Origin of the sequence: Massilia arenae (genome assembly GCF_008014745.1) — a bacterium.
GTDB lineage: Bacteria > Pseudomonadota > Gammaproteobacteria > Burkholderiales > Burkholderiaceae_D > Telluria > Telluria arenae.
Window position 1 is genome coordinate 24,082 of record NZ_VPFD01000003.1, and the last position, 25,031, is coordinate 49,112.

The following is a 25,031-nucleotide window of genomic DNA, read 5'->3' on the forward strand; positions in this document are numbered from 1 at the left end:
TTCTCCAAAAGTCGGATGGGTGATTGATCGGCAGCGACGTGCTCAGGCGACCTTGACCGAGCCTGGCACGACGAACGCGTCGAAGCGTCGCTCGAGCTCCTGCACGAAGGGATCGGCGGCAACGATGGACTCGGCCAGGCGCTGGCGCTCTTCGCGCGCCGCTTTCTGTTCGGCCCCGGCTGTATACCACACCGGGCCAATCTCGGACTCCACATTCACGCGGAAGTCGGGGAAATGTTCTTGCAGCGCAGCCGCCAGCTTCTCGCTATTGCCGCTGGCGCGCAGCGTATCGACCGGCACGCGCAGATTGAAGGTGGCCGAGCGGTCGTGCACGACGCAGGCGACCAGCTCGGTCTGCAGCGCCAGCTGCTGGGCCACGCCGCGCAGCGGCAGGCTGCCGGCCAGCGCCGGCCAGTTGCCGTCCCAATTGATCTCTGGCACGGGCGTAACGACATAGGCATGCGGCGGCGCGGCCGGTGCCCGCACCTGGGGCGCGGGTGCGACCACGGCCGGCGCCTCGGCGGCGACGGCGGTGTCATCGGAAAAATCGGTGACCCAGGACGGCACGTCGTCTTCCTGCTGCGGCTGCTGTGACTGCGGCTGCTGGCGGGCCTGCATGGCCGGCTGCGGCTGGGCCATGGCCTGCGGCTGCCCGCCCTCCCATGGAGGCGGTGCGGCAGCGGCCCGCGCCTGCATGCCGACGCCAGGGGACGACATCGCGGCCGCCGGTCCGGGCGCGGCTGGCGGCGGCGCCGCAGGCGCCGACGGCGCCGGCGCGACCGGTTCGGCCCCTGGACGCTTGGGTGGGGTGCGGATGCCCGACGCGGCGCGCGCCGCTTCCAGCGCCGCATTGATCGCGGCCCGCGCCGACGTCATCGCCGGCGCGCCGGGGGCTGCGGCGGCGGTCGGCGCACTGGGCTGCACCGGCGCCGCAGGTGCAGGTGCGGGCGGTGCGGCCGACGGCGGGGCCGAACGCGGCGTCACCGCCGCATGGCTGGCCGCGGCTGCCGCGGCGGCGCGCGCAGGCGAAGCGCCTACCGGCGCGGCGGCGGGCGGTGCTGCAGATGCTTCTGCCCCGCCCTGTCCGGGGCGAAAGGCCAGCATGCGCAGCAGGGTCATGGTGAAGCCGGCATATTCGTCCGGCGCCAGGCCGATCTCGTTGCGGCCGTGCACGGCGATCTGGTAATACAGCTGCACTTCCTGCGGCTCGAAGGAGCCGGCCAGGCGCATGATGTCGGCCAGCTCGGGCAGGTCTTGCGGCACGGCGCCGGGCACCGACTGCGCCAGCGCGATCCGGTGCAGCAAGGTGCCCAGGTCTTGCAGCGCGCCGTTGTACGACAGGCTGCGGCTGGCCATCTCGTCGGCCACCGCCATCAGGTCGGCGCCGTCCTGCGCCGCCAGGGCATCGAGCAGGCGCACCAGGTAGGATTGGTCGAGCGCGCCGAGCATGCCCTGCACCGCATCGAGCGTGACCTGGCCGGCCGCATAGGCGATCGCCTGGTCGGTGAGCGACAGCGCGTCGCGCATCGAGCCGTGCGCGCCTTGCGCCAAGAGGCGCAGCGCCGGCTGCTCGAAGCTCACGCCTTCCTGGCCCAGGATGTTCTCGAGGTGGCCGACGATATGGCCCGGCGGCATTTGCTTGAGATTGAACTGGAGGCAGCGCGACAGCACCGTCACGGGAATCTTTTGCGGATCGGTGGTCGCCAGGATGAACTTGACGTGCGGCGGCGGTTCCTCGAGCGTCTTGAGCATCGAATTGAACGCGTGGTTGGTGAGCATGTGCACCTCGTCGATCATATAGACCTTGAAGCGCGCATTGCTCGGTGCGTAGACCGCCTGTTCCAGCAACTGGGCCATCTCGTCCACGCCGCGGTTGGACGCCGCATCCATCTCGATGTAGTCGACGAAGCGGCCGGCGTCGATCGCGCGGCAAGCCTCGCACTGCCCGCACGGCTCGGCGGTAATGCCGCCCTGCCCGTCCGGCCCGGTGCAATTGAGCGACTTGGCCAGGATGCGCGACAGGGTGGTCTTGCCGACCCCGCGCGTGCCCGTGAACAGATAAGCATGGTGCAGCCGCTCCGTGCGCAAGGCATGGGTCAGCGCACGGACGACGTGCTCCTGGCCAACCAGCGTGTCGAAGTTCTTGGGACGGTATTTGCGGGCGAGGACTTGATAGGACATGCCACGATTTTACCGCAGATGGCGGTCGTCGCGAACATTCAACGGTCGGGCTCTTGTGCAACTGGCATGAAAAATGCGAGAGACGGACGTGCGGGCGCCGTTGGCTGCTTGAGAAAAAATATGGGGAGGTACTGCCGAGAAGGTACTACTGAAAAGAGATAAGAGGCGAGCCTGATCTGCGGCACTTGCGGTGAACGGCTTTGGCTGCTTCGTTCCCGACCTGACCAGGTAAACCATGCCACAATGCGCAGGGGCCCGCCAGCGCTCATTATACCCCAGGGCAGGCCGTTTGGGGAAATGGCAGGGGGCGCCGCAGCGGACGCCCCTGCCTGGAGCGATCAGATCCCCAATTGCCCCCAGATCTCATCGACCTTCTTCTTGACCTCCGGCGCCATCACGATCGGCGTACCCCACTCGCGATTGGTTTCACCCGGCCATTTATTAGTGGCATCGATACCCATCTTGCTGCCCAGGCCGCTGATCGGCGACGCGAAGTCGAGGTAATCGATCGGGGTGCTGTCGACCATGACCGTGTCGCGGGTTGGATCGACGCGGGTCGTGATAGCCCAGATCACCTCTTTCCAGTCGCGCACATTGACGTCCTCGTCGACCACGACGATGAATTTGGTGTACATGAACTGACGCAGGAAACTCCACACGCCGAACATCACCCGCTTGGCATGGCCCGCGTACTGCTTCTTCATCTGCACCACCGCCATGCGGTAGCTGCAGCCTTCCGGCGGCAGGTAGAAATCGGTGATTTCGGTGAACTGCTTCTGCAGCAGCGGGATGAAGACTTCGTTCAGCGCCACGCCCAGCACAGCCGGCTCGTCCGGCGGCTTGCCGGTGTAGGTCGAGTGGTAGATCGGATCGCGCCGCATCGTGATACGGTCGATCGTGAACACCGGAAAACTGTCCTGTTCATTATAGTAGCCGGTGTGGTCGCCATATGGACCCTCGAGCGCATGCTCGAAGCCGGACGGGTGGTTCTCGTCCGGATAGATATGCCCTTCGAGCACGATCTCGGCTGAAGCCGGCACCATCAGCTCGCTGCCGATCGCCTTGGTGAGCGAGGTGCGGCTGCCGCGCAGCAGGCCGGCGAACTGGTATTCGGACAGCGTGTCCGGCACCGGCGTCACGGCGCCGAGGATGGTGGCCGGGTCGGCGCCCAGCGCCACCGCGATTGGATACGGCTTGCCCGGATTGGCCAGCGCGTGCTCGCGGAAATCGAGCGCGCCACCGCGGTGGGCCAGCCAGCGCATGATCACTTTATTGGGGCCCAGCACCTGCTGGCGGTAAATGCCCAGGTTCTGGCGTTTCTTGTTAGGCCCCTTGGTAATCACCAGGCCCCAGGTGATCAGCGGAGCCACGTCGCCCGGCCAGCAATGCTGGATCGGCAGGCGAGCGAGGTCGACGTCCTGGCCCTCCCAGACGATTTCCTGGCAGGGCGCGCCTTTTACTTCTTTCGGAGCCATATCCCACACCGCCTTGACGAGCGAGCCCATGCCCATGATGTCCTTGAAACCCTTGGGTGGCTCGGGCTCCTTCAGGCGCGCCAGCACGTGGCCGATTTGACGCAGCTCACTCAAATCCTGCGCCCCCATGCCCAGCGCCACCCGCTTCGGGGTGCCAAACAGGTTACCAAGGACGGGGATCGTATGCCCGGTCGGCTGCCGGAACAGCAGCGCGGGACCTTCGGCGCGCAGCGTGCGGTCGCAGATCTCGGTCATTTCGAGGTTGGTCGACACCGGAATGTCAATATGTTTGAGCTCGCCCATGCGTTCGAGCTGGGCCATAAAATCTCGCAAGTCTGTATATTTCATCAAGTTTTGAGCATTTCTTCGATTGCAGAACGTAAGTGAGAGGGTGGAGCCAAGTGATTGATTCGTCAAGTATTTCTATTTGGAAGGCCACTTCATCAGAACCAAAAGTAATAAGAGACAGGCGTGCTAGGGTTGACTTGATATAAGGTCCGCCCCTACAATCCGTCCTACTTGATGAGACGGCCTTACTTTTTTTGCCACAATTTTAGCTGTTCTCATGCATTCACGGGGTCGGGGCCCCACACGACATTTTAAGGAGTGTTTTCTTTTTGGGCGTCTGCCCATATCCCCCGAGACAGTTGTTGAGCCACTGGTCCCTGCCCTACGGGTTAGCAGCCAGCTGAAGCAAAGCAATGACGGCGTTAGTCGGCCGCGTCGCGGCGACAAACGATTTTCTGATGCACGGCAAACACATTCCGCGTTTCGCTCACAGCGACACGACGGGATTCTTTTCGCCGCGACAAGGGGAAAATTCGATGTTCCATCGTTTAACCACGAGCGCAAGGCTCGTGCAATCCATGGCCAGCCAGCCAATCACGTGGTCTTCCGTGAGCAAAACGGCAAGCGGTTTCATGAAAACCGCCCGCACTACCCTGACCGTATTCGGTCTGACCGCAGTTGCCATGCTGGCGCTGCTGTACACCAATGACAGTTTCGCCAAGCGCGTCTCTGAAATGCTGCATCCGCAGCCAGTCGTCGTCGCCGCTGCAGAGCCGGTGGCAATCGTCGCGCCCACGCCAAAGGCCGTGGCCGAAGCAGTGGCCGTCGAAACGACGCACCTGCGCGATTCGCATGCCATGCTGGGTGACAGCAAGCAGCAGCAGTACGTCACCACTTGGCTGTCGAAGCGCTACCGCGTCGCCGGCGACGCCGCCAATATGCTGGTCTCGACCGCTTACCTGACGGCGCACGAGCTGAAACTCGACCCGCTGCTGATCCTGGCGGTGATGGCGATCGAATCGGGCCTGAACCCGTTTGCCGAAAGCGCGATGGGCGCCAAGGGCCTGATGCAGGTCATGGCCAAGGTCCACCACGACAAGTTCGAGGATGTGGGCGGCCCGCAAGCGGCCCTGAATCCGGTCGCCAACATCCGTGTCGGCGCCCTGATTCTGAAGGATTACGTCAAGCGTACCGGCTCGGTCGAAGGCGGCCTGAAAACCTACGTCGGCGCAGCCAACTTCGACACCGACTCGGGCTATGGTCACAAGGTGCTGACCGAATACCGTTTGCTCAAGAAGGTCTCGAAAGGCCAGAACGTCCCGGTGCGCACTCCACGCGCGGCGCCGCTGCCGGCAACGATCGTCACCGCCAAGCAGACCGAGTCCGATACGGTCAAGCCGGAAGCGAAGCCGATGCAGGAAACCACCACTGCCTCCACCGTCGGCGCGCACGTGCCGAACGTGGAGCCGCTGGCCGGCCTGTAAGATCAAGAGGGAAAGTTCCTTGGAGCCACCGCTGCGGCGGTGGCTTTTTGCGTTTGCTCTATATATGTTGATTCGGGCTGCGCGGCGGGCTTGGATTCCCGCCTGCGCGGGAATGACGTGCTGACGTACGTATTCAACGTCGCGTTAATGGCGGTTCGATCGACCCAATCAACGTCGTTCCCGCGCAGGCGGGAACCAAAGTCCCAAGCAATCTACCGACGACAAAAAAGCCACCGGCTCGCGCACGGTGGCTTTTTCTCGTCAAGCTGCAAGCAAAACGATCAGCGACGCTCGTTCGCCGCCACTTCATCCGGCCGCAGGCGCGACGCCAGCTTATCCAGCACGCCATTGACATACTTATGCCCATCGATACCGCCGAACGACTTGGTCAATTCGACCGCCTCGTTGATCACGACGCGATACGGAATCTCGGGATGGTTCTTCAGCTCATAGGCGCCCAGCAGCAGCACCGCGTGCTCGATTGGCGACAGCTCGGCGATCGAACGGTCGATCAGCGGGGCGATCGACTCGCGCAGCTCGACCGAAGTGCCGATCGCGCCATTGAGCAGCGCCGAGAAGAACTCGCTGTCGGCCTTGTCGAAGCCATGGGCGCCGCGGATATTGGTCGAGACCACCCGTGCCGGTTCATTATTCAGCAGCCATTGGTACAGACCCTGGAGCGCGAACTCGCGCGCGCGGTGGCGCGGCGTGCGGTTCTTGCTCGGGTTGGCGTGCGTACTCTTGTCAGTCATTGTTTTCTTGCCTTTACTGTTATTCGTCCTCTGGCACCAGCTCGTCCAGCGCCATCAGGAGGTTGGCCATTTCGACCGCGACGCGTGCGGCGTCGCCGCCCTTCTCGGCCATGCGGACTTCGGCCTGCTCGTCGGTCTCGGTGGTCAGGATCGCGTTGGCGATCGGGATGCCGTAGTCGAGGCCGATGCGGGTGATGCCGGCGCCCGATTCGTTCGACACCAGCTCGAAGTGGTAGGTTTCGCCGCGGATCACCGCGCCCAGCGCGATCAGCGCGTCGAACTGCTCGGTCACGGCCATGCGCTGCAGCGCCAGCGGCACTTCGAGCGCGCCCGGCACGGTCACGTGCAGGATGTCTTCGTCGGCCACGCCCAGGCGCTTGAGTTCGGCCAGGCAGGACGACAGCAGGCCGTGGCCCACGTCGGCGTTGAAACGGGCCTGCACGATACCGATACGCAGGTCTTCGCCCTGCAGATTGCTTTCAAAAGTTCCTACCGTCATGGCTGACCTCTTCTTGTTGATTGGTTGATTGTTCAGGCTTCCGGACGCGGCACGTAACCGGTGACTTCCAGGTCGAAACCGGTCATCGACGGCATCTTGCGCGGATTGGCCAGCAGCTGCATCTTGCCCACGCCCAGGGCGCGCAGGATCTGGGCGCCGATGCCGTAGGTACGCAAGTCCATCGATGCGGCGCGCGCGCCGGCGCGGCTGGCCTTGCCATCCTGCGGCGCCAGCTGGGCGAACAATTGGTCTGCGCTTTCGCCGCAATTGAGCAGCACGATCACGCCGGCATCGCTGGCCTTGATCGTCTTCATGGCCGACGCCATGTCCCACGAGTGGGTGGTGGCGCGGTTCTCGAGCAGGTCGAGGATCGACACCGGCTGGTGCACGCGCACCAGCGCTTCCTTCTCGGGCGACAGCTCGCCGTGGACCAGGGCCAGGTGGGCGCTGCCGCTCGGCGCGTCGCGGAAGGCCACGAGCTGGAATTCACCGGCCTCGGTCGACAGCGTACGCTCGGCCACGCGCTCGACCAGGCACTCGTTCTGGCTGCGATAGTGGATCAGGTCGGCGATGGTGCCGATCTTGAGCTTGTGTTCTTTCGCGAACTCGATCAGGTCGGGCAGGCGCGCCATGGTGCCGTCTTCCTTGATGATCTCGCAGATCACCGAGGCCGGGGTCAGGCCCGCCATATGGGTCAGGTCGCAACCCGCTTCGGTATGCCCGGCGCGCATCAGGACGCCGCCCTTCTGGGCGCGCAGCGGGAAGATGTGGCCCGGCTGCACCAGGTCGTCCGGGGTCGTGCCCTTGTTCACCGCCACCTGGATGGTACGCGCGCGGTCGGCCGCCGAGATGCCGGTGGTGACGCCTTCGGCCGCTTCGATCGACACGGTGAAATTGGTCCCGAACGAGGTGCCGTTACGCGAAGTCATCATCGGCAGCGCCAGGCGGTCGCAGATCTCTTCGGACAGGGTCAGGCAGACCAGGCCGCGCGCATGGCGGATCATGAAGTTGATCGCCTCGGGCGTGACGAAGTCGGCTGCAAGCACGAGGTCGCCTTCGTTCTCGCGATCTTCCTCGTCGACCAGGATGACCATGCGGCCGGCGCGCAGTTCGGCAACGATGTCCTCGGTGCTGGAAATAGACATACGGGATTCCTTGAAACGGGAGAGTTATGCGTAATCCGCTATTTTAATGGATTTACAGGCTTTCAACCGCATTGTCGGCCCCTGCCTCTCCCCAATTTGGCAGCACAGCCGTACTATCGCGTCAACTGGCGTTACGATTGAGCAACAACTAGTGATTTTGCGGCTTTAAATTGTTAAGCTCGATGTTTTCACGTGCAACATCGTACTGTGTCCACATCCAACTGGATTATTATTAAGACATCTTTAGCGCACCCATCCAGGCGGTGCTGCCCATTTTTCGGAGTTGCCATGCCGGTAGCCGTCCCAGTCAGCCATCCAGGCGCCGCCCCATGCACAGGGCGGTGCTGATGGCCACGATCCTGATCGTCGACGACCGTCCGAGCAACCGCAGCTATCTCGGCGCCCTGCTCGGCTATACCGACCACCGGATCCTCGAAGCCGAGGACGGCGCCCGCGCGCTCGCCATCACGCGCGCCGAGCGGCCCGAGCTGATCATCACCGACATCCTGATGCCGACCATGGACGGCTACGAATTCGTCCAGCAGCTGCGCGCCGATCCCGCCCTGCACGCGACCCGCGTCATCTTCTTCTCGGCCGTCTATTCGGAGCGCGAGACGATGGCCATGGCGGCGCGCTGCGGCGTGACCACGGTATTGGGCAAGCCTTCAGAGCCGCAGCGCATCCTCGACGCGGTGGCCGCCGAACTGGGCGTGATGCACGGCGCACCGGCGCCGGCGCTGCCTTCCGGCCGCGAGCACGACCGCGACCTGCCGTTCGACCTGTGCGCGCGCCTGTCCGAGCTGGAACGCATGTGCATGATGCTGGTGGGCGAGCGCCGCGTCGAGGCCCTGGCCGATGCCTTCGTGGACGCCGCGCGGCGCGTGCTCAACGCCGACTGCGTCGCCCTGTGCCTGCTGGCCAGCACCGAACGCACGGTGCGCCACCTGGCCACCCATGGCGTCGAAGGCGGCCTGCTCGAGTCCTATGCGCTCAACGAGCGAGACCTGCCCGGCGTGCTGCTGCGCGCCCGCGCCCCGCTGCGCCTGGACGGCGACGACGCCTTGCTGGCCACCCTGCCCCAGCACCACCCCGAGGTTGGCCACCTGCTCGGCCTGCAGGTGCACGACCTCCAGCATCCACTCGGTTGGCTGTATTGCACGCGTCGGGTCGGCGCGGCGCCGTTCTCGGACGAAGAGGAACGCTGGGCCACGGCGCTGGCGGCCCAGCTGGCGGTGGCCTACGAGAACCTGAACCTGTACGAAGTCGTGCAGCGCCACGCCGCCCAGTTGCAGCTCGAGGCGATGGCGCGCGCCGATTCCGACGCCGCCCTGCGCGACAGCGAGCACCGGCTGGAACTGGCGCGCCAGGTGTTCGACAGCACGCAGGAGGCGATCCTGATGACCGACGCCGACGCGAAGATCGTCGCCGTCAATCCCGCCTTCGAGGAAATCACGGGCTACCGCGAATCCGAGGTGCTCGGCCGCAGCCCGGCCATGTTGCGCTCGGGACGCCACGATCCGGCTTTCTACCGCGCGATGTGGGAGTGCCTGGAGCATGAGGGGCAATGGCGCGGCGAGGTCTGGAACCGCCGCAAGAACGGCGAGATCTACCCCGAGCGCACCAGCCTGAGCGCGGTGCGCGACGACCATGGCAGGATCACCGCCTATGTATCGGTGTCGACCGACCTGTCGGCGCTCAAGGCGGCCCACCACCAGCTCGATTTTTTGTCGAACCACGACGCCCTGACCCTGCTGCCGAATCGCTCGCTGTTCAACGACCGCATGCAGCAGGCGCTGGCCGCGGCACGTAAAGATGCGACCCAGGTGGCGCTGCTGCTGTTTAACGTCGACCGCCTGTCGCGCATCAACGATAGCCTGGGCCACGCGGCCGGCGACGCCGTGCTGCGCGAGGTGGCGCACCGCGCCGGCGCAGTAGCCGGCGCGACCGACACCGTGGCGCGCCTGTCGGGCGACGAGTTCGTGCTGCTGCTGACCAGCTTCGACGACACCGACGACGTGATCTATTGCGCCCAGCGCCTGATGGATGCCGTGTCCCAGCCGCTGCTGGTCGGCGAACACGACGTGGTGGTCACCGGGAGCATCGGCATCAGCGTCTATCCACGCGACGGCGACGTCCCGGGCGACCTGCTGAAGGCGGCCGACGCCGCGCTGACCCTGGTGAAGGAATCGGGCCGCAACGGCTTCAGGTTCTTCAAGGGCGAGATGAACGCCGAGGCGCTGCGCTGGCTGGCGCTGGAGACGCGCCTGCGGCGCGCGATCGAGCGCGACGAGCTGTCGCTGCACTACCAGCCGCAGGTCTCGCGCCTGGATGGCCAGGTGGTCGGCATGGAAGCGCTGCTGCGCTGGCGCAGCGACGAGATCGGGTCGGTCTCGCCCGCCGACTTCATCCCGCTGGCCGAGGACACAGGCCTGATCCACCCGATCGGCGAATGGGTGATCCGTCAGGCCTGCTTCCAGAACAAGGCCTGGCAAAACGCCGGCCTGGGTCCGGTGCGGGTGGCGGTCAATGTCTCGGCCAGCCAGTTCAAGGCCGGCAGCGTGGCCCAGGTGGTACGCACCGCCCTGCAGGACAGCGGCCTCGAAGCGCGATGGCTCGAGGTCGAGCTGACCGAGAGCGTGATGCTGGGCGACAGCGCCGCGGCCGAGGCACAGATGGCCGAGCTGCGCGCGATGGGGGTCTCGCTGTCGCTGGACGACTTCGGCACCGGTTACTCGTCGCTCGGCTACCTGTCGCGCTTCCCGCTCGATAAGCTCAAGATCGACCAGACGTTCGTACGCAATATCGCCACCGAACAGCGCAGCGCCGCCATCGCCCAGGCCACGATCGCCCTGGCCCAGGGCCTGTCGCTGGCGGTGGTGGCCGAAGGTGTGGAAACGGTCGGCCAGCGCGATTTTCTCGGCTCCCTCGGCTGTGATGTGTTGCAGGGCTATCTGTACGGGCGGCCGGTGCCGGCCTTCGAGATGGCCCAGTTGCTGGCGAAGGGACGGGTCATCCTCTGACAGGTTTAGAGCAGCCTTAAGCTCATCCGTGCAGGCCCTTGCGCCATGTAGAATGCAATAACCAAGTCTTCTGGGAACCATTGAATGAGCAACAACTTCGTACGCGGCCTGCCGTTGATGGCGCTGGCCGCGATACTGGGCCTGTCCCCGCTGGCGCATGGCGCGCCGCAGGCGGCCCAGGCGCCGGCGCTGCAGATGGAATCGCCCATCCCGGTCGGCCCGCAGGTCAAGGTCGGGAAACTGGACAACGGTCTCACCTACTACATCCAGCGCAATGCGCGCCCCGAACGCAAGCTCGAACTGCGCCTGGTGGTCAAGGCCGGTTCGATCCTCGAGGATGAAGACCAGCGTGGCCTGGCCCACTTCGTCGAGCACATGGCCTTCAACGGCACCACCAACTTCCGCAAGCACGAGCTGGTGTCCTATCTGCAGTCGATCGGCGTGGGCTTCGGCGCCGACCTGAACGCCTACACCTCGTTCGACGAAACCGTCTATATCCTCCCGATCCCGACCGACAAGCCGGAACACGTGAGCAAGGCCTTCCAGGTGCTGGAAGACTGGGCCCATGGCGTGCGCTTCGATGCCGACGCGATCGAGAAGGAGCGCGGCATCGTGCTGGAAGAGCTGCGCCTGGGCAAAGGCGCCTCGGACCGCATGGGCAAGGAGATCTATCCGCGCCTGTTCAACGGCTCGAAGTATGCCGAGCGGCTGCCGATCGGCCGCGAAGACGTGCTGCGTAATTTCAAGCCGGAGACCCTCAAACGCTTCTACCGCGACTGGTACCGCCCCGACCTGATGGCGGTGGTGGTGGTCGGCGACGTCGACCCGGCGCGCGCCGAGAAGCTCGTCAAGCAGCATTTTGCGCGCCTGAAGAACCCGGCCAATCCGCGTCCACGCGACTACGCCGCCATTCCGGCGCGCGCCGATACCGAGGCGCTGGTCGTCACCGACCCGGAAGCCAATGGCAACGCGGTCCTGATCCGCTACCCGGTGCAGCCGGTGCGTGAGCTGGGCACCATCGGCGCCTACCGCGACGAACTGGTGCAATCGCTGTTCGGGACCATGCTCAACCAGCGCCTGGCGGAACTGGCGCAACTGCCCGACGCGCCCTACCTGGGCGCGAGCAGCTCGCTCGGCAAGCTGACGCCGCGCTACCATTCGTACAATTCGTCGGCCGCCATCGGCCCGCGCGGCGCCCTGCCGGCGATCGCGGCCCTGGTCCAGGAAAACGAGCGCGCGCGCCAGCACGGCTTCGGCGAGCAGGAACTCGAGCGGGCCAAGAAGAACCTGGTGCGTACCTACGAGCAGGCCTGGAACGAGCGCGCCAAGAGCGACTCGGCGACCTACGCCGCCGAGTACATCCGCAACTTCCTGCAGGACGAAGCGATTCCCGGTATCGACACCGAGTGGCGCTACGTGCAGCAGCTGGTGCCGGGCATTTCGCTGGTCGAGATGAACGACTATGCGCAGCGCACGATCCCTGCGGATTCGGGCAAGCTGGTGCTGTACACGGGCGTGAGCAGGGGCGACCAGCAGCCGGACGCGCCGACCGGTGAGCAGTTGCTGGCCGCCGTCAGCGAAGCCGCGCGTAAGCCCGTTGAACGGCACGACGAAAAACTGCTGGCGACGCGCCTGATGGAGCGCCCGGCGCAGCCTGGAAAAATCACCGCCGAGCAGCACGACAAGGCGCTGGGCCTGACGCGCCTGACGCTGTCGAACGGGGTCAAGGTGATCCTCAAGCCCACCGACTTCCGCAACGACCAGGTGATGCTGAGCGCGGCCCGTCCCGGCGGCCAGAGCCTGTTCCCGGACGGCGACATCCTCAATGCGCGCTTCTCGAACGCGATCGTGGCCAGCATGGGCGTGAAGGACTTTACTCCGCTCGACATGCGCAAGATCCTGGCCGGCAAGGCGGCCGGCGTGACCGTGGGCCTGGGCAGCTATTCCGACGTGATCGCGGGCGCCTCGGGCGCCACCGACATCGAGACCATGTTGCAGCTCTTGTGGCTGAAGTTCGCCGACGTGCGCCGCGACGAAGGCCTGTTCCACGCCTACATCGACAAGCAGGCCGAGATCGCGCGCAACCAGAGCGGCCTGCCGGGACGCTACTTCAACGACGCGCTGGTGGCGGCCCTGTACAACAACCACCCGCGCGCGCCGCGCACGCTCGACGCCGAGGAATTCTCCAAGATCGACCTGGACCGCAGCATCGACATCTTCCGCCAGCGCTTTTCGAGCGCCAAGGACCTGACCTTCATCCTGGTCGGCAGCTTCGACGAGCAAAAGATCCGGCCGCTGCTGGCGACCTATCTCGGCACCTTGCCCACGCCGGACATCCCGGTCGCCTTCCGCGACGTGGGCCTGCGTCCGGCCACCGGCGTGGTCAAGCGCGAGGTGCGCAGCGGCTCCGAGCCGAAGAGCAGCATCGCGCTCAACTTCACCGGCCCGGCCGAATTCACCGAAGCCGAGCAGCTGCGCCTGTCGGCCCTGATCGAAGTGACCAATCTGCGCATCATCGAGGTGCTGCGCGAGAAGATGGCGATGATCTACGGCGGCGGCGCCAGCGGCACCCTGAGCAAGATCCCGTACGGGAACTACTCGGTCGGCATCAGCCTGCCGACCGGACCGGAACACGTGGACAAGGTGATCGCCGCGACCTTCGCCGAGATCGCGCGCCTGCAGGAACATGGCCCGGACGCGGCCGAACTGGACAAGGTCAAGACCGGCTGGATCCAGAACCACCGCCGCTCGCTGCGCGAGAACGGCTACTGGGTGGCGAACCTGCAATCGGCACTGACCGAGGGCACCGATCCGGCCTCGATCCTCTCGGTGGAGAAGCAGGTGCAGGCCCTGACGGCGGACGACATCAAGACGGCGGCGCGCCGTTACTTCGACACGAACAACTACGTGCAGGTGGTGCTCAATCCGGAAACGCAGGCGGCGGCCAAGGTGGCCAAGGCCGGCAAGTCGGGCGCTACGGGAAGCTGATCTGCGCGCTGCCCGTCGACAGCCAATGGTGAATTGACATCGACCTCCATACTAATTGATAATAGTTCTCATTATCAGTTAGTATGGAGCCGTTCGTGCAGTCATCGCAGGCCATCCCCTTCACGCGTCGTCCACTCGCGGCGCTCATTCCACTCACTTTGCTTACCCTCGCCGCCCACACCCAGGCCCAGCCGGCCGATGGCGACGGCGCCGTGGTCGTCATCGCCGCCTCGCGCTCCAACGTCGAAGTGGACAAGGCGCCGCAGACGGTGGTTGTGATCCGCAAGGAAGACATCGCGCGCCAGCTGACCATCTCCACCAACACGTCCGACGTCCTGAGCAACCTGCTGCCTTCGTACACGCCGAGCCGCGGCAAGATGAACGGCTCGGGCGAGACGCTGCGCGGACGCACCCCGCTGATCCTGGTCGACGGCGTGCCGCAATCGAATCCGGTGCGCCCCACCGGGCGCGAGGCCCACACCATCGATTATGCGATGGTCGACCGCATCGAGATCGTGCAGGGCCCGAACGCCATCAACGGCCTCGGCGCGACCGGCGGCACCATCAACATCATCACGCGCCGCCCTGCCCCGGGCAGCTTCAACCAGCACGTCGACGTGCAGGTGACGACGCCCACCTCCGACGTGAACGGCGACCTGCTCGGCTACAAGACCACCTACCGGCTCGACGGCCGCGGCGACAAGCTCGAATACCTGTTCTCGGTCGGCTACGAGGACCAGGGGCTGTACCTGGACGGCGCCGGCCGTTCGATCGGGGTCGACGTGACCCAGGGCGACCTGATGGATTCGCGCAGCTACGACGTGCTGGCCAAGATCGGCTACCGGCCGGACGAACACCAGCGCCTGCAGTTCTCGGTCAACCGCTATCGCATCAAGTCGAAGGCCAGCTACCTCGGCGTGCCGGGCGACCGCGCGCGCGGCATCCCCTCCACCTCGGTCGAGGGCACGCCGCCCGGCACGCCGGCCTGGAACGACGTCTGGACCACCAGCGCCAGCTATACCCACACCAGCCTGGCCGGCATGGAACTGTCGGCGATGGCCTATAGCCAGGAATTCGTCGGGCTGTTCGGCGCAGACAACTCGGCCACCTTCCAGGACGTGACGATCGCGCCGCGCGGCACCCTGTACGACCAGTCGCGTTCGGTCGCCTCGAAATACGGCAGCAAGGTCGGCCTGACGAAAGAGGGCCTGTTCGATGGGCGCCTGAAGCTCACCGCCGGCTTCGACACGCTGGTCGACAAGGGCAAGCAGGATATGTACGGCACCGGGCGCACCTTCGTGCCGGAGTCGAAGTACAGCAACCTGTCGCTGTTCACCCAGGGCGAATTCAAGCTGACGGGCAACCTGACGCTGCATGCCGGCGCGCGGCGCGAGAACGCCGACCTCGAAGTCGACAGCTATCGCACGCTGGCCGCCTACAGCAACACTTTCGTCGAAGGCGGCAAGATCAAGTTCAACGAAACGCTGCTCAATGCGGGACTGGTGCTGGAGCCGGTCAAGGATATCACCCTGTACGCCAATTATTCGGAGGGCTTCGGCCTGCCGGACATCGGCCGCACGCTTCGCTCGATCAACACGCCTGGCCAGAGCATCGGCAGCCTGCGCAACCTCGAACCGATCCTGACCGACGGCGTGGAGGCCGGCGCCCGCGTGCGCAAGGGCGACTGGGAATTCGACGCCAGCTATTACCGTTCCGATTCCGACTTCGGCGCGCGCGTCGTCTCGGTCGGCGGCGTGTTCATGATGGCGCGCGAAAAGACGCGCCTCGAAGGCGTCGAAGCCAAGATCGCGCACCGCTTCAATGACGCGCACCGCGCCAGCCTCTCGTATGCGCGCACCAAGGGCCGCTACGACAGCAATAACGACGGCAGCCTGGACGCGAAGCTCGACGGCCTGAACGTCTCCCCGGACCGCGTGCTGGCCAGCTGGACCGCGAACTGGGGCGACCGCCTGTCGTCGCTAGTGCAGGCCCAGCATGCGTTCTCGCAGGACTTCGACGATCCGGCCAAACGCTTCTCGGGCTACACCCTGGTCGACGCGGCCCTGACCTACAAGCTGCGCAAGGGCGACCTGCGCCTGGGCTTGGCCAACCTGCTCGACAAGGACTACATCACGTACTACTCGCAGAGCGCACTGGTCGAGCCGGCCCGCTACTTCGCCGGCCGCGGCCGCACCGTGACCGTGGGCTATGCGCTCGGCTTCTGAGCGCGGCCTCAGGATCGTCGGCGCCGTGGTGGGCGGCTACCTGCTCACCGTGTCGACGGTGATCGCGGCCGGCGCCGTGCTGGCCCGCCTCGGCATGGCGCGCTCGGAAGCCGTCGCGCTGTCCTCGATGCTGGGCTTCGTGTTCTATCTCGCGCTGCTGGTCTGGGCGTTCAGCGTACGCGCCGCGGCGCGCTTGTGGATCGTGCTGGCAGCCGGGATGGTCCTGACAGCCGCCGTCAATCACGTGCTTGACTAGGACGGCGTCATGGAAGACACCTTGCGCAAATCGATGGCCTGGCTCCACACCTGGGCCGGCGTCTTGCTGGGCAGCGTGCTGTTCGCCGTGTTCTGGATGGGCACCCTGAGCGTGTTCGACCGCGAGATCGACCGCTGGATGATGCCGGCCACCCGGCTCGCGCCCGCAAGCGCGCCGATCTCGCTCGACGCCGTCGCGCGCACCGTGCTGCCGGCTGTGCCCGCCGGCGCCAGCCAGTGGCGGGTCGACCTGCCGACCCAGCGCACCCCGGTGCTGCGCTTGACCTACAAGGCCGGCGATGACGAGCCGGCGCCGCGCCAGCTGGATCCGCAGCGGCTGGCGTTCCTGCCTGAGCAAGGCACGCTGGGCGGCAGCGGCTTCTTTTTCCCCTTTCACTACGGCCTGCACCTGCAGTGGAAAGAGGTCGGCAAGTGGATCGTCGGGGTGGCGGGCATGGCCATGCTGCTGTTGCTGGTCTCGGGCGTGATCGTCCACCGCAAGATATTCGCCCAGTTCTTCACGTTCCGGCCGCGCAAATCCCTGCAGCGCAGCAGCCTGGACCTGCACAACCTGGTCGGTGTGCTGGGCCTGCCCTTCCACTTCATTATTACGCTGTCCGGCATGGTCATCTTCATGATGATTTATTTTCCGCAGGCGTACACCGGCGCCTACGGCGAAGGCAAGGCGGCCAAGGCCGCGTTCTTCGCCGATGCCTATGGCAAGTACAGCCGGCCCAGGGCCAACGCGCCCGGCGCCCTGGCCTCGCTCGATGCGATGGCCGACGTCGCGCGGCGCGAGTGGGGCGGCACGCAGTCCGAATCCCAGCCATATTTCGTGCGGGTCTGGCATCCGGGCGACGCCAACAGCTACGTCGAACTGCGCCGCTCCTACGCGCGCGAGGTCACGATGAACGTGGACCAGATCTTCTTCGACGCGGCCAGCGGCCAGGTGCTGCACCGCTTCCAGGCCGCGCCCGTGATGTCGGCCCAGCGTTTCATCTCCGGCATCCACTTCATCCAGTTCGAGCACTGGACGCTGCGCTGGCTCTACTTCCTGGCCGGGCTGGCAGGCTGCGTGCTGATCGCCACCGGCTTCCTGTTCTGGATCGAGGCTCGCCGCGCGCGCCATGCCGCGAAGGGACTGGCCGGGGTGCGCGTGGTGGAAGGTCTGACGGTCGGCAGCGTCACCGGGATCGTGATCGCGACCCTCGCCTTTTTGGCGGCGAATCGACTGCTACCGGATGGCCAGGAACGCGCCGCGCTCGAGGTCTGGACCTTTTATCTTGCCTGGCTGGCCAGTTTTGTCCACGGCTGGTGGCGCGGCAAAGCGGCCTGGCGCGAACAAGCCTGGATCGTCTGCCTGCTGGCCGTGGCCTGCGTGCTGCTCAATGCGGTGACGACGGGCGACCATGTCGCCTGGGCGCTCGCGGACGGGAAATGGGCGGTGGCCGGCGTCGACCTGATGTTGCTGGTGCTGGCACTGCTGGCGGCATGGAGCGCGCACCGGCTGGCCAGACCAGTCCAGGCCCGCGCGCGAATGTTGCGGGCGGAGGTGCGGTCTTGAGCGCGGCACTACTGCTACTCGCCTGTCTGACGAGCTACGCAGGCTTCGCCTGCCTGGCGCTGGCGATGGGCGAACACTGGGAACGGATGGGATGGCGGCGCGAGGGTACTGCGGCGCCGCGCTGGCTGCGCCCTGCCGGCCTGTGCCTGCTGCTGCTGGCCTATGGGCTATGCGTCTGGCGCGACGGCGCCAGCTTCGGTAGCCTGCTGTGGATCGTGCTGATCTCGGCGGCGTCGATCGCCGTCGCCTTCACCTGGCGCAGCGCAGGCCGCTAGTGCATCAGCGCGCGGCCGACAGCATGCGCTCGACGTAGCGCGCAATCAGGTCGATCTCGAGATTGACCTGCGAACCGGCCTTCAGATGCTTGAGGGTGGTGACCTCGATCGTGTGCGGGATCAGGTTGATCGAGAAACGGCAGATCTTGTTGGCGCCCGCGTCGAGGTCCTCGACCCGGTTGACGGTGAGCGACACGCCATTGACCACCACCGAGCCTTTATAGGCCAGGAACTTGGCCAGCTCCTGCGGTGCGTCGACGATCAGCTCAAACGATTCGCCGACCGGCGCGAAGCTATGCACCACGCCGAGGCCATCGACGTGGCCCGAGACCAGGTGGCCACCCAGGCGCTCGGCCAGGGTCAGTGCCTTTTCCAGGTTCACTTCGCCCTGGGCTTCCAGGCCCACCGTCTTGTTCAGGCTTTCGCGCGAGACGTCGACGGTGAAGGCCTTGTCGGTCTTCTCGACCACGGTCATGCAGGCGCCGTTGATGGCGATCGAGTCGCCCAGGGCCACGTCGCCCAGCGGCAGCGGGCCGGCGTCGACGACCAGGCGCACGCCGGCGTCCAGGCCGCCCGCCAGCGGCGCGACGGAAGTGATGTTGCCGACGGCGGCGACGATTCCAGTAAACATGTGATTCCTTCGTGTTAAGTCAAATTCAGTATCAGGCGGCCGGTTCGACGAACCGGGCCAGGATGCGCAGGTCGTCGCCCACGCGCGCCACATCGTGGAAGCGCAACTGTCGGCGGTCCGCCAGACGCTCGAGTGCGGGCAGGTCGAACATGCCCTGCCCCGGTCCGATGAGGCTTGGCGCCAGGTAGGCCAGCAGCTCGTCGACGCAGCCTTCGCGCACCATCGAGGCGTTCAGTTTTGAACCCGCCTCGACGTGCACCTCGTTGATCTCGCGCCGGCCCAGCTCACGCATCAGCGCCGGCAGGTCGACCTTGCCGCGCGCATTCGGCAGCATGAGCACTTCATGGCCGGCCGCTTGCAGGGCCGCGGCCTTGTCATGGTTCTCGACCGCGGCCACGATCCAGCATGGTTCGCCCTGCAGGATGCGGGCGCCGGGGTCGATCTCAAGGCGGCTGTCGACGATCACGCGGCGCGGCTGCAGCGGCGTGTCGACGCCGCGTACGGTCAGTTGGGGGTTGTCGGCCTTGACGGTGCCGATGCCGGTCACGATCGCGCTGGCGCGCGCGCGCCAGGCATGGCCGTCGGCGCGCGCCGCCTCACCCGTGATCCACTGGCTTTCGCCACCGGCTAGCGCGGTGGCGCCATCCAGGCTGGCCGCCACCTTCAGGCGTACCCACGGCAGGCCGCGCACCATGCGCGAGAAGAAGCCGACGTTCAGCTCTTGCGCCGCCTCGGCCAGCACGCCGGCCTTGACCTCGATGCCGGCGGCTTCGAGCTGGGCCAGGCCGCGGCCGGCCACCAGCGGATTCGGGTCGACCATGGCCGCCACTACCCGTCCCAGGCCGGCCTGCACCAGGGCGTCCGAGCATGGCGGCGTGCGGCCGTGGTGGCTGCACGGTTCCAAGGTGACGTAGGCGGTGGCGCCGCGCACATCGTTGCCGCGCGCGGCGGCGTCGCGCAGCGCCTGGATTTCGGCGTGCGCCTGGCCGGCGGGCTGGGTGTGGCCGGCGCCGATCACGATGCCGTCCTTGACGATCACGCAACCGATGCGCGGATTCGGCGCGGTGATGTACATGCCGCGCGCCGCCCAGTCCAGGGCCAGGGCCATGCCGTCGGTATCGTTCAGGATCAGTTCGCTATAGCTTGTCGACATCTCTTTCCTTCAGGGCGGCGCTGCGGCGCCGTCGCACCCGTCTTCGCGGGCGGGGTTGCACAGGCGTGCGCGCCCGAGCATATTGATTTTAATACGGCGCACCTGGCCGCCATGGAATAGCGACAGCGTGCCAAGACGCGATGCGGCGCTGTTGGTGTCGCTGCAGCTGCGTCCCGCGCCATTGTAGGCGATGTATTGCGGCGGCGCAGGGCTCGTGAAGGAATAGCTGACCTGCATTCCGTTCGGTAGAGGCGAGCGCACGGCCAGAATCTCGTCGCCCTCCCCCGGACGGCGGTCGTCGTCGCGGTCGACGTAGACGGTCCAGCCGCGCGACCAGTCGCGGCCCGCCTCGTCGTTGGGCGTGAGCTTGACCCGCTCGTTGCGCGCGATCGCCTGAGAACGGGTGAGCTGGATCGCTCCATGCAGGTCGCCCGAGGCGGTACGCAGTTGTTGGCCGCGCACCAGCGCGTGCAGGTCGGGGGCGGCCACCGCGGCCGTCACCGCGACCATGCCCAGCACCACCGCCAGCTCGGCCAGGGACAGGCCGGCGCAGCGATGCAGTCTCATTGTTGGCTTCATGGCCAACAGCGCGCCGACGGACCGCTGGCCGTTTGCCGGCCGGTACTGTCGAGCGTCAGGACGCCGCAGTCGGGGTCGGCGAAACCGGCGTCGACATTGGCGGTGCCCGGTCGGGCGCGCAGCTCGATGCAGTGGGCGATCTCCTGGCCGGGACAGGCGTCGCCGTCCAGCTCATAGGCGCTGGTGGCGGCGCTGTTGCCGATCCAGGCCGGGAATTCGCCGGTCTCGGCATCGTCGGTATCGATCGAGAACGCAAGGTAGGAATGGTGCAGCGCGCGGTATTGCTCCTGGCGTTGCATGATGTCCAGCAGCGCCAGCTGGGCCTCGATGCGGCGCGCCTTCACCATCTGCTGCGCATACGAGGGATAGTCGAGCGCGGCCAGGATGGCGAGGATGGCCAGCACGGCCATCAGTTCGACCAGCGTGAACCCATTGCTGGCGCGTCTCATCGCCTGTCCTTTCCAGTCGGGTGGCCAGCCGCGCTGGCAGCAGGCACTGCGAACGCTTCACTCCAGTTCCCCAGCTCGCGCCAGCCGACGCGCCGACCGGGGGCGCCATCGGTCGGCTTGCGGTAATAGGCCTGCAGCGCGGCATGGGTGCCGGGCATGCTGCCGGCGCCGCGCGCCGTGATCCGATACAGCTGGCCGTCGGGCGCCGCCGGCATCAGCTCGATCAGGTAGCGCGGCGCCGCGAGCGGCAGCGCGCCCTCGCCGTCCGGCATGCTCAACCCTGTAAAGCTGCCGAACAGGGTCGCCGGACCGTCTTCCTCGGCAAGCAGTTCGGATAGCTGGTCGGGATCGGCCGCGTAGGCGCACAAGCCGTTGTATGGCCGCCCGCCGCCGCAACCGGCGACGAAGGCATCCGCGCTGCCGCCGGCGATCGCATTGGCGCGCGCCGAACCAGGCTCCGCGCCGCCTTCGATGTCGCGCTCCGCATCCAGCAGCGCGGCGTCGGCCATCTGGAGTGCCAGCACGCGGTCGCGTTCGTGCGCGGCGGCGCGCGCGCCCTGCATGGCGCCCCGGGTGGACGCGATGCCGGTCATGAGCACCGCCAGCATCAGCACCAGGGCAGTCAGGAGCGCGATGCCGCCTTCCCGCCGTGCGTAGAAGGTGCGCATGCGACGTTCAATCCGGCGCCACCGGCAAGGCGATGGTCGCGCCATAGACCTTGCGCATGCGTGGCTCGCGTCCATCATCGAGCACCGCCCCCACCAGCCGCGTGCCGTGGTCGCCACTGGAAAAGGCGGCGCCATGGTCTGGCCCGAACAAGTCGTAGACGACGCTGGCGTCCGCCCCGGGGTTGAGGGGCGGACCATGCAGCAGCAGCGCGACCCGCACCAGCGCCACCCGTTTCCAGTGGGTACGCTTGCGCAAGTCAGCCGCGCGTTCGTCGGGCGTGGCGCCGATCAGCACCAGCGCCGCGTCGAGCGCGCCCAGCTCGGTCGCATTCACGTAGCGGTCGGGAACGCGGTCGCCGTCGGCATCCAGGCCGTACAGCACCTGGAAACCGTCGACCCGGCCCGCCACCGCATCCGACGACCAGCTGCTAGCGCCCCGGTACTTGCAACGCAATTCGGCATCGCCCTGGGCATTGCGCGCGACGTAGAAGATGCTCCAGCCGTCTTCGTCGCGGTGAACGGGAAAGCCCGCGCAATCGAGGGTGGCGCCATCGCCACCCGGCGGCGCACCGCTGCCGGGAAAGCGCAAGGCCAGCACGTCGCTGCCATTGGCTTCGTCAGGCAGAGTCGCATCGATGCCGACGCCGGTGCGCTCCAGTGAACTGGCATCCAGGCCCGCCAGCCGCGCCGACGCTGCCGGGTCAAGCGTTGGATGCGCCGCCCAGTCGACGTGCGCCGCGAGACGAATGGCGCGCGCCAGCGCATCGACGGCGTAGCGGCCGCTATCGTCCATCTCGGATGCCTCCATGACGGCGGCATGCGCGCGCACGCTAGTAATCAACAGCGAGCCGCTGGCCAGCAGCACCGCCAGGCCGAGCGCCATCGCCACCATCAGTTCGGCGATGGTCAGACCGGTCTGGCGCCCGAATGTACTGGAGACCCTCATCGCGCCACCATCAACACGTAGCCCGGCCCGTCATCGGTGCCATGCCAGCCGATCTTGATCGCCACCGGCGCAGTCACTTCCCCGCTGCACGCCCAGCGGTAGCGGCTATGCTCCGCATCCCACGGCGCACCGTCGCGGCAGACCGCGATGCGGCCCGATGGAAAGCCCCGGTGCAGCGCCAGGCGCGTCTCGCGCAGATCGTAGGCGGCCAGTGCCAGCGGATCGCAGGCGCCGGCGCCAAAGCACGGCGCGCCACCCGCGGGCGGGCCAGCATCGAGCGCCTTGTAATCGAGCGGAAAATAAGGGTTGGCGCCATCCGGCAGGCTCGCCACGTGGGCGTTGGCCTGCATGCGTGCTGCCAGTGAGGTGGCCAGCATCGCCGCTTCGGAGCTCAGCGCCGCGTGCTGGCGCGTGCGCTGCGCCGCCAGTTGCGCCGCGCTGGCGCCGACCACGCCGATTGCGAGCACGAACAAGGCCACCAGAACTTCGATCATGGTGAAACCGCCCGGACGGCCGGGAAGATGCGCCTGCATGCCTATCCTCCGCTAACGATGTGCGAGCAGAGAAGTTATCAGGCAGGGCTCAGGCGCCCATGCGTGGCCGCAAGGGTGCGCAGGGCAAAAAAAGGAACTTGGAAACGAGGTCAGTTGTCGAGCTTGCGCTGGTGGCCGACTTCGGCCAACGCCGCCTGGAAGGAATCCAGGTCCTCGAAATTCTTGTAGACGGAAGCAAAGCGGATATAGGCGATCTTGTCGAGCCGCTTGAGCTGTTCCATCACCAGTTCGCCGACATACACGCTGTCGACTTCGCGCCGGCCGCTGGTGAGCAGCTTTTCCTCGATCGATGCGACCGCGCCGTCGATGGCCTCGGCCGAGACCGGGCGCTTGCGCAGCGCCAGCATCAGGCTGCCGCGCAGCTTGCTCGATGCGAATTCGGTGCGGCTGCCATTCTTCTTGACGATGATCGGCATCGACAGCTCGATGCGCTCATAGGTGGTGAAGCGCTTGTCGCACTTGCCGCAGCGGCGCCGGCGCCGGATGGCGTCCCCTTCCTCCGATACGCGGGTATCGAGGACTTGTGTTTCTTCATGCTGGCAAAAGGGACATTTCATGGGGCCGGGGCTGCAGTATTGCTGGATGATGCGACCGGACCGGCGAACCGGTCCGGGAGAATTGCAATTAACGCGCGTAGACCGGGTACTTGTCGGTCAGCTTCTTGACTTCGCCCTTCACGCGCTCGATGGTCGCGGCGTCGTGCGGGTTGTCCAGCACGTCGGCGATCAGGTTACCCACGGTGACCGCGTCTTCTTCCTTGAAGCCGCGGGTGGTGAAGGCCGGGCTGCCCAGGCGGATGCCCGAGGTGACGAATGGCTTCTGCGGGTCATTCGGGATGCCGTTCTTGTTGCAGGTCATGTGAGCCTGGCCCAGGATCGCTTCCGCTTCCTTGCCGGTGAGGCCCTTGGCGCGCAGGTCGACCAGCATCACGTGCGATTCGGTACGGCCCGACACGATGCGCAGGCCGCGTGCGATCAAAGTTTCTGCGAGCACCTTGGCATTCTTGACGACCTGCTTCTGGTATTCCTTGAACTCCGGCGACAGCGCTTCCTTGAACGCGACGGCCTTACCGGCGATCACGTGCATCAGCGGACCGCCCTGGATGCCTGGGAAGATCGCCGAGTTGATGGCCTTTTCGTGCTCGGCCTTCATCAGGATGATGCCGCCGCGCGGGCCGCGCAGCGATTTGTGGGTGGTCGAGGTGACGAAGTCGGCGAACGGCACCGGGTTCGGGTACTCACCGGCGGCGATCAGGCCGGCGTAGTGGGCCATGTCGACCATGAAGTAGGCGCCGACGTCCTTGGCGACCTTGGCGATGCGCTCGAAATCGATGCGCAGGGCGAATGCCGACGCGCCGGCGATGATCATCTTCGGCTTGTGCTCGTGCGCCTGCTTTTCGAGCGCTTCGTAGTCGATGTCTTCTTCAGCGGTCAGGCCGTACGAGACGACGTTGAACCATTTGCCGGACATGTTCAGCGACATGCCGTGGGTCAGGTGGCCGCCTTCGGCCAGCGACATGCCCATGATGGTGTCGCCCGGCTTGAGCATGGCGAAGAACACGCCCTGGTTGGCTTGCGAACCCGAGTTCGGCTGGACGTTGGCGGCTTCGGCGCCGAACAGTTCCTTCAGGCGGTCGATCGCCAGCTGCTCGGCGACGTCGACGTATTCGCAGCCGCCGTAGTAGCGCTTGCCCGGATAGCCTTCGGCATACTTGTTGGTCAGCTGCGAGCCCTGCGCTTCCATCACGGCTGGCGAGGTGTAGTTCTCGGAGGCGATCAGCTCGATGTGGTCTTGCTGGCGAACGTTTTCTTTTTGAATTGCATCCCACAGTTCCGGGTCGATATTGGCGAGCGTATGATCTTTGGCAAACATGTAAAACTCCAATCGATAGTAATCCAGG

The 25,031-nt window shown here is 66.1% G+C and carries 22 protein-coding genes and 1 other RNA gene; 7 read left to right on the plus strand and 16 right to left on the minus strand.

Annotation, left to right across the window (positions count from 1 at the left end):
- Nucleotides 1-42: 42 nt before the first annotated feature.
- The 4 genes from FVD38_RS02795 to FVD38_RS26390 all read right to left on the minus strand — a co-directional run bounded on the left by FVD38_RS02795 (nucleotide 43) and on the right by FVD38_RS26390 (nucleotide 4,578).
- A complete protein-coding gene (locus FVD38_RS02795) occupies nucleotides 43-2,181 on the minus strand; it encodes a DNA polymerase III subunit gamma/tau (protein WP_147933439.1) in 2,139 nt (712 codons plus the stop codon).
- A 161-nt stretch (nucleotides 2,182-2,342) separates the two neighbouring features.
- Nucleotides 2,343-2,441: signal recognition particle sRNA small type (gene ffs / locus FVD38_RS02800), an RNA gene on the minus strand.
- Nucleotides 2,442-2,519: 78 nt separating this feature from the next.
- Entirely contained in the window at nucleotides 2,520-4,004 is a 1,485-nt protein-coding gene (gene ubiD, locus FVD38_RS02805) for a 4-hydroxy-3-polyprenylbenzoate decarboxylase (protein WP_147933440.1), read from the minus strand.
- Nucleotides 4,005-4,431: 427 nt separating this feature from the next.
- Entirely contained in the window at nucleotides 4,432-4,578 is a 147-nt protein-coding gene (locus FVD38_RS26390) for a hypothetical protein (RefSeq protein ID WP_187271471.1), read from the minus strand.
- Between FVD38_RS26390 and FVD38_RS02810 the strand changes: the two genes are divergently transcribed.
- The gene (locus FVD38_RS02810; protein ID WP_229493365.1) at nucleotides 4,577-5,428 is read left to right on the plus strand and encodes a transglycosylase SLT domain-containing protein; all 852 of its coding nucleotides are present in this window, start codon (nucleotides 4,577-4,579) and stop codon (nucleotides 5,426-5,428) included. The two genes, FVD38_RS26390 and FVD38_RS02810, sit on opposite strands and share 2 nt — an antisense overlap.
- 281 nt (nucleotides 5,429-5,709) lie before the next feature.
- Here FVD38_RS02810 and nusB read toward each other — a convergent pair whose 3' ends face one another.
- From nusB to ribBA, 3 genes are read right to left on the minus strand one after another with little or no spacing between them, the layout of a single operon-like run.
- A complete protein-coding gene (gene nusB / locus FVD38_RS02815; RefSeq protein ID WP_123068672.1) occupies nucleotides 5,710-6,180 on the minus strand; it encodes a transcription antitermination factor NusB in 471 nt (156 codons plus the stop codon).
- 19 nt (nucleotides 6,181-6,199) lie between these two features.
- Nucleotides 6,200-6,679, minus strand: coding sequence for a 6,7-dimethyl-8-ribityllumazine synthase (gene ribH, locus FVD38_RS02820; protein WP_005671273.1), 480 nt, complete (start codon nucleotides 6,677-6,679; stop codon nucleotides 6,200-6,202).
- Between the two features lie 32 nt (nucleotides 6,680-6,711).
- Nucleotides 6,712-7,824, minus strand: a complete 1,113-nt coding sequence (ribBA, locus tag FVD38_RS02825; protein ID WP_147933442.1) for a bifunctional 3,4-dihydroxy-2-butanone-4-phosphate synthase/GTP cyclohydrolase II — start codon at nucleotides 7,822-7,824, stop codon at nucleotides 6,712-6,714.
- A gap of 329 nt (nucleotides 7,825-8,153) precedes the next feature.
- Between ribBA and FVD38_RS02830 the strand changes: the two genes are divergently transcribed.
- From FVD38_RS02830 to FVD38_RS02855, 6 genes are all read left to right on the plus strand, one after another.
- A complete protein-coding gene (locus FVD38_RS02830) occupies nucleotides 8,154-10,844 on the plus strand; it encodes a two-component system response regulator (protein ID WP_229493367.1) in 2,691 nt (896 codons plus the stop codon).
- A gap of 84 nt (nucleotides 10,845-10,928) precedes the next feature.
- Nucleotides 10,929-13,832, plus strand: coding sequence for a M16 family metallopeptidase (locus tag FVD38_RS02835; protein ID WP_147933443.1), 2,904 nt, complete (start codon nucleotides 10,929-10,931; stop codon nucleotides 13,830-13,832).
- A gap of 95 nt (nucleotides 13,833-13,927) precedes the next feature.
- A complete protein-coding gene (locus FVD38_RS02840; protein ID WP_147933444.1) occupies nucleotides 13,928-16,057 on the plus strand; it encodes a TonB-dependent receptor in 2,130 nt (709 codons plus the stop codon).
- Nucleotides 16,041-16,313, plus strand: a complete 273-nt coding sequence (locus tag FVD38_RS02845; protein ID WP_147933445.1) for a hypothetical protein — start codon at nucleotides 16,041-16,043, stop codon at nucleotides 16,311-16,313. Before FVD38_RS02840 ends, FVD38_RS02845 begins: the two co-directional genes overlap by 17 nt.
- 9 nt (nucleotides 16,314-16,322) lie before the next feature.
- Nucleotides 16,323-17,876 (plus strand): PepSY-associated TM helix domain-containing protein, encoded by a 1,554-nt coding sequence (locus FVD38_RS02850; protein ID WP_147933446.1) that lies wholly within the window; start codon nucleotides 16,323-16,325, stop codon nucleotides 17,874-17,876.
- Nucleotides 17,873-18,151 (plus strand): DUF3325 family protein, encoded by a 279-nt coding sequence (locus tag FVD38_RS02855; RefSeq protein WP_187271463.1) that lies wholly within the window; start codon nucleotides 17,873-17,875, stop codon nucleotides 18,149-18,151. Before FVD38_RS02850 ends, FVD38_RS02855 begins: the two co-directional genes overlap by 4 nt.
- A gap of 4 nt (nucleotides 18,152-18,155) precedes the next feature.
- Here FVD38_RS02855 and FVD38_RS02860 read toward each other — a convergent pair whose 3' ends face one another.
- From FVD38_RS02860 to glyA, 9 genes are all read right to left on the minus strand, one after another.
- Nucleotides 18,156-18,782 (minus strand): riboflavin synthase, encoded by a 627-nt coding sequence (locus tag FVD38_RS02860; RefSeq protein ID WP_147933448.1) that lies wholly within the window; start codon nucleotides 18,780-18,782, stop codon nucleotides 18,156-18,158.
- 31 nt (nucleotides 18,783-18,813) lie between these two features.
- Nucleotides 18,814-19,935, minus strand: coding sequence for a bifunctional diaminohydroxyphosphoribosylaminopyrimidine deaminase/5-amino-6-(5-phosphoribosylamino)uracil reductase RibD (gene ribD, locus FVD38_RS02865; protein WP_229493369.1), 1,122 nt, complete (start codon nucleotides 19,933-19,935; stop codon nucleotides 18,814-18,816).
- 9 nt (nucleotides 19,936-19,944) lie between these two features.
- On the minus strand, nucleotides 19,945-20,502 hold the full coding sequence (locus FVD38_RS02870) for a GspH/FimT family pseudopilin (RefSeq protein WP_229493371.1): 558 nt from the start codon (nucleotides 20,500-20,502) through the stop codon (nucleotides 19,945-19,947).
- A gap of 8 nt (nucleotides 20,503-20,510) precedes the next feature.
- The gene (locus FVD38_RS02875; RefSeq protein ID WP_147933450.1) at nucleotides 20,511-20,963 is read right to left on the minus strand and encodes a type IV pilin protein; all 453 of its coding nucleotides are present in this window, start codon (nucleotides 20,961-20,963) and stop codon (nucleotides 20,511-20,513) included.
- A complete protein-coding gene (locus FVD38_RS02880; protein WP_229493373.1) occupies nucleotides 20,960-21,631 on the minus strand; it encodes a pilus assembly PilX family protein in 672 nt (223 codons plus the stop codon). The genes FVD38_RS02875 and FVD38_RS02880 overlap by 4 nt, the downstream gene beginning before the upstream one ends.
- 7 nt (nucleotides 21,632-21,638) lie before the next feature.
- Nucleotides 21,639-22,577 carry a PilW family protein gene (locus FVD38_RS02885; RefSeq protein WP_147933451.1) on the minus strand — a complete coding sequence of 313 codons (939 nt, stop codon included), beginning with the start codon at nucleotides 22,575-22,577 and terminating at the stop codon, nucleotides 21,639-21,641.
- Nucleotides 22,574-23,110 carry a type IV pilus modification protein PilV gene (pilV, locus tag FVD38_RS02890; protein ID WP_147933452.1) on the minus strand — a complete coding sequence of 179 codons (537 nt, stop codon included), beginning with the start codon at nucleotides 23,108-23,110 and terminating at the stop codon, nucleotides 22,574-22,576. The genes FVD38_RS02885 and pilV overlap by 4 nt, the downstream gene beginning before the upstream one ends.
- Nucleotides 23,111-23,220: 110 nt before the next feature.
- Nucleotides 23,221-23,688 carry a transcriptional regulator NrdR gene (gene nrdR, locus FVD38_RS02895; RefSeq protein WP_123068688.1) on the minus strand — a complete coding sequence of 156 codons (468 nt, stop codon included), beginning with the start codon at nucleotides 23,686-23,688 and terminating at the stop codon, nucleotides 23,221-23,223.
- A 67-nt stretch (nucleotides 23,689-23,755) separates the two neighbouring features.
- Nucleotides 23,756-25,003, minus strand: a complete 1,248-nt coding sequence (gene glyA, locus FVD38_RS02900) for a serine hydroxymethyltransferase (RefSeq protein WP_147933453.1) — start codon at nucleotides 25,001-25,003, stop codon at nucleotides 23,756-23,758.
- Between the last annotated feature and the right edge of the window lie 28 nt (nucleotides 25,004-25,031).

Bases quoted from the DNA above. Each gene is read 5' to 3' on its own strand.
- pilV (WP_147933452.1), bottom strand. From the start codon at position 23,110: ATGCAGGCGCATCTTCCCGGCCGTCCGGGCGGTTTCACCATGATCGAA.
- FVD38_RS02875 (WP_147933450.1), bottom strand. From the start codon at position 20,963: ATGAGACGCGCCAGCAATGGGTTCACGCTGGTCGAACTGATGGCCGTG.
- FVD38_RS02880 (WP_229493373.1), bottom strand. From the start codon at position 21,631: ATGCGCACCTTCTACGCACGGCGGGAAGGCGGCATCGCGCTCCTGACT.
- FVD38_RS02795 (WP_147933439.1), bottom strand. From the start codon at position 2,181: ATGTCCTATCAAGTCCTCGCCCGCAAATACCGTCCCAAGAACTTCGAC.
- ribD (WP_229493369.1), bottom strand. From the start codon at position 19,935: ATGTCGACAAGCTATAGCGAACTGATCCTGAACGATACCGACGGCATG.
- FVD38_RS02860 (WP_147933448.1), bottom strand. From the start codon at position 18,782: ATGTTTACTGGAATCGTCGCCGCCGTCGGCAACATCACTTCCGTCGCG.
- FVD38_RS02850 (WP_147933446.1), top strand. From the start codon at position 16,323: ATGGAAGACACCTTGCGCAAATCGATGGCCTGGCTCCACACCTGGGCC.
- FVD38_RS02835 (WP_147933443.1), top strand. From the start codon at position 10,929: ATGAGCAACAACTTCGTACGCGGCCTGCCGTTGATGGCGCTGGCCGCG.
- glyA (WP_147933453.1), bottom strand. From the start codon at position 25,003: ATGTTTGCCAAAGATCATACGCTCGCCAATATCGACCCGGAACTGTGG.
- ribBA (WP_147933442.1), bottom strand. From the start codon at position 7,824: ATGTCTATTTCCAGCACCGAGGACATCGTTGCCGAACTGCGCGCCGGC.
- nrdR (WP_123068688.1), bottom strand. From the start codon at position 23,688: ATGAAATGTCCCTTTTGCCAGCATGAAGAAACACAAGTCCTCGATACC.
- FVD38_RS02885 (WP_147933451.1), bottom strand. From the start codon at position 22,577: ATGAGGGTCTCCAGTACATTCGGGCGCCAGACCGGTCTGACCATCGCC.
- FVD38_RS02830 (WP_229493367.1), top strand. From the start codon at position 8,154: ATGCACAGGGCGGTGCTGATGGCCACGATCCTGATCGTCGACGACCGT.
- FVD38_RS02845 (WP_147933445.1), top strand. From the start codon at position 16,041: ATGCGCTCGGCTTCTGAGCGCGGCCTCAGGATCGTCGGCGCCGTGGTG.
- nusB (WP_123068672.1), bottom strand. From the start codon at position 6,180: ATGACTGACAAGAGTACGCACGCCAACCCGAGCAAGAACCGCACGCCG.
- FVD38_RS02810 (WP_229493365.1), top strand. From the start codon at position 4,577: ATGAAAACCGCCCGCACTACCCTGACCGTATTCGGTCTGACCGCAGTT.
- ubiD (WP_147933440.1), bottom strand. From the start codon at position 4,004: ATGAAATATACAGACTTGCGAGATTTTATGGCCCAGCTCGAACGCATG.
- FVD38_RS02870 (WP_229493371.1), bottom strand. From the start codon at position 20,502: ATGAGACTGCATCGCTGCGCCGGCCTGTCCCTGGCCGAGCTGGCGGTG.
- ribH (WP_005671273.1), bottom strand. From the start codon at position 6,679: ATGACGGTAGGAACTTTTGAAAGCAATCTGCAGGGCGAAGACCTGCGT.
- FVD38_RS26390 (WP_187271471.1), bottom strand. From the start codon at position 4,578: ATGAAACCGCTTGCCGTTTTGCTCACGGAAGACCACGTGATTGGCTGG.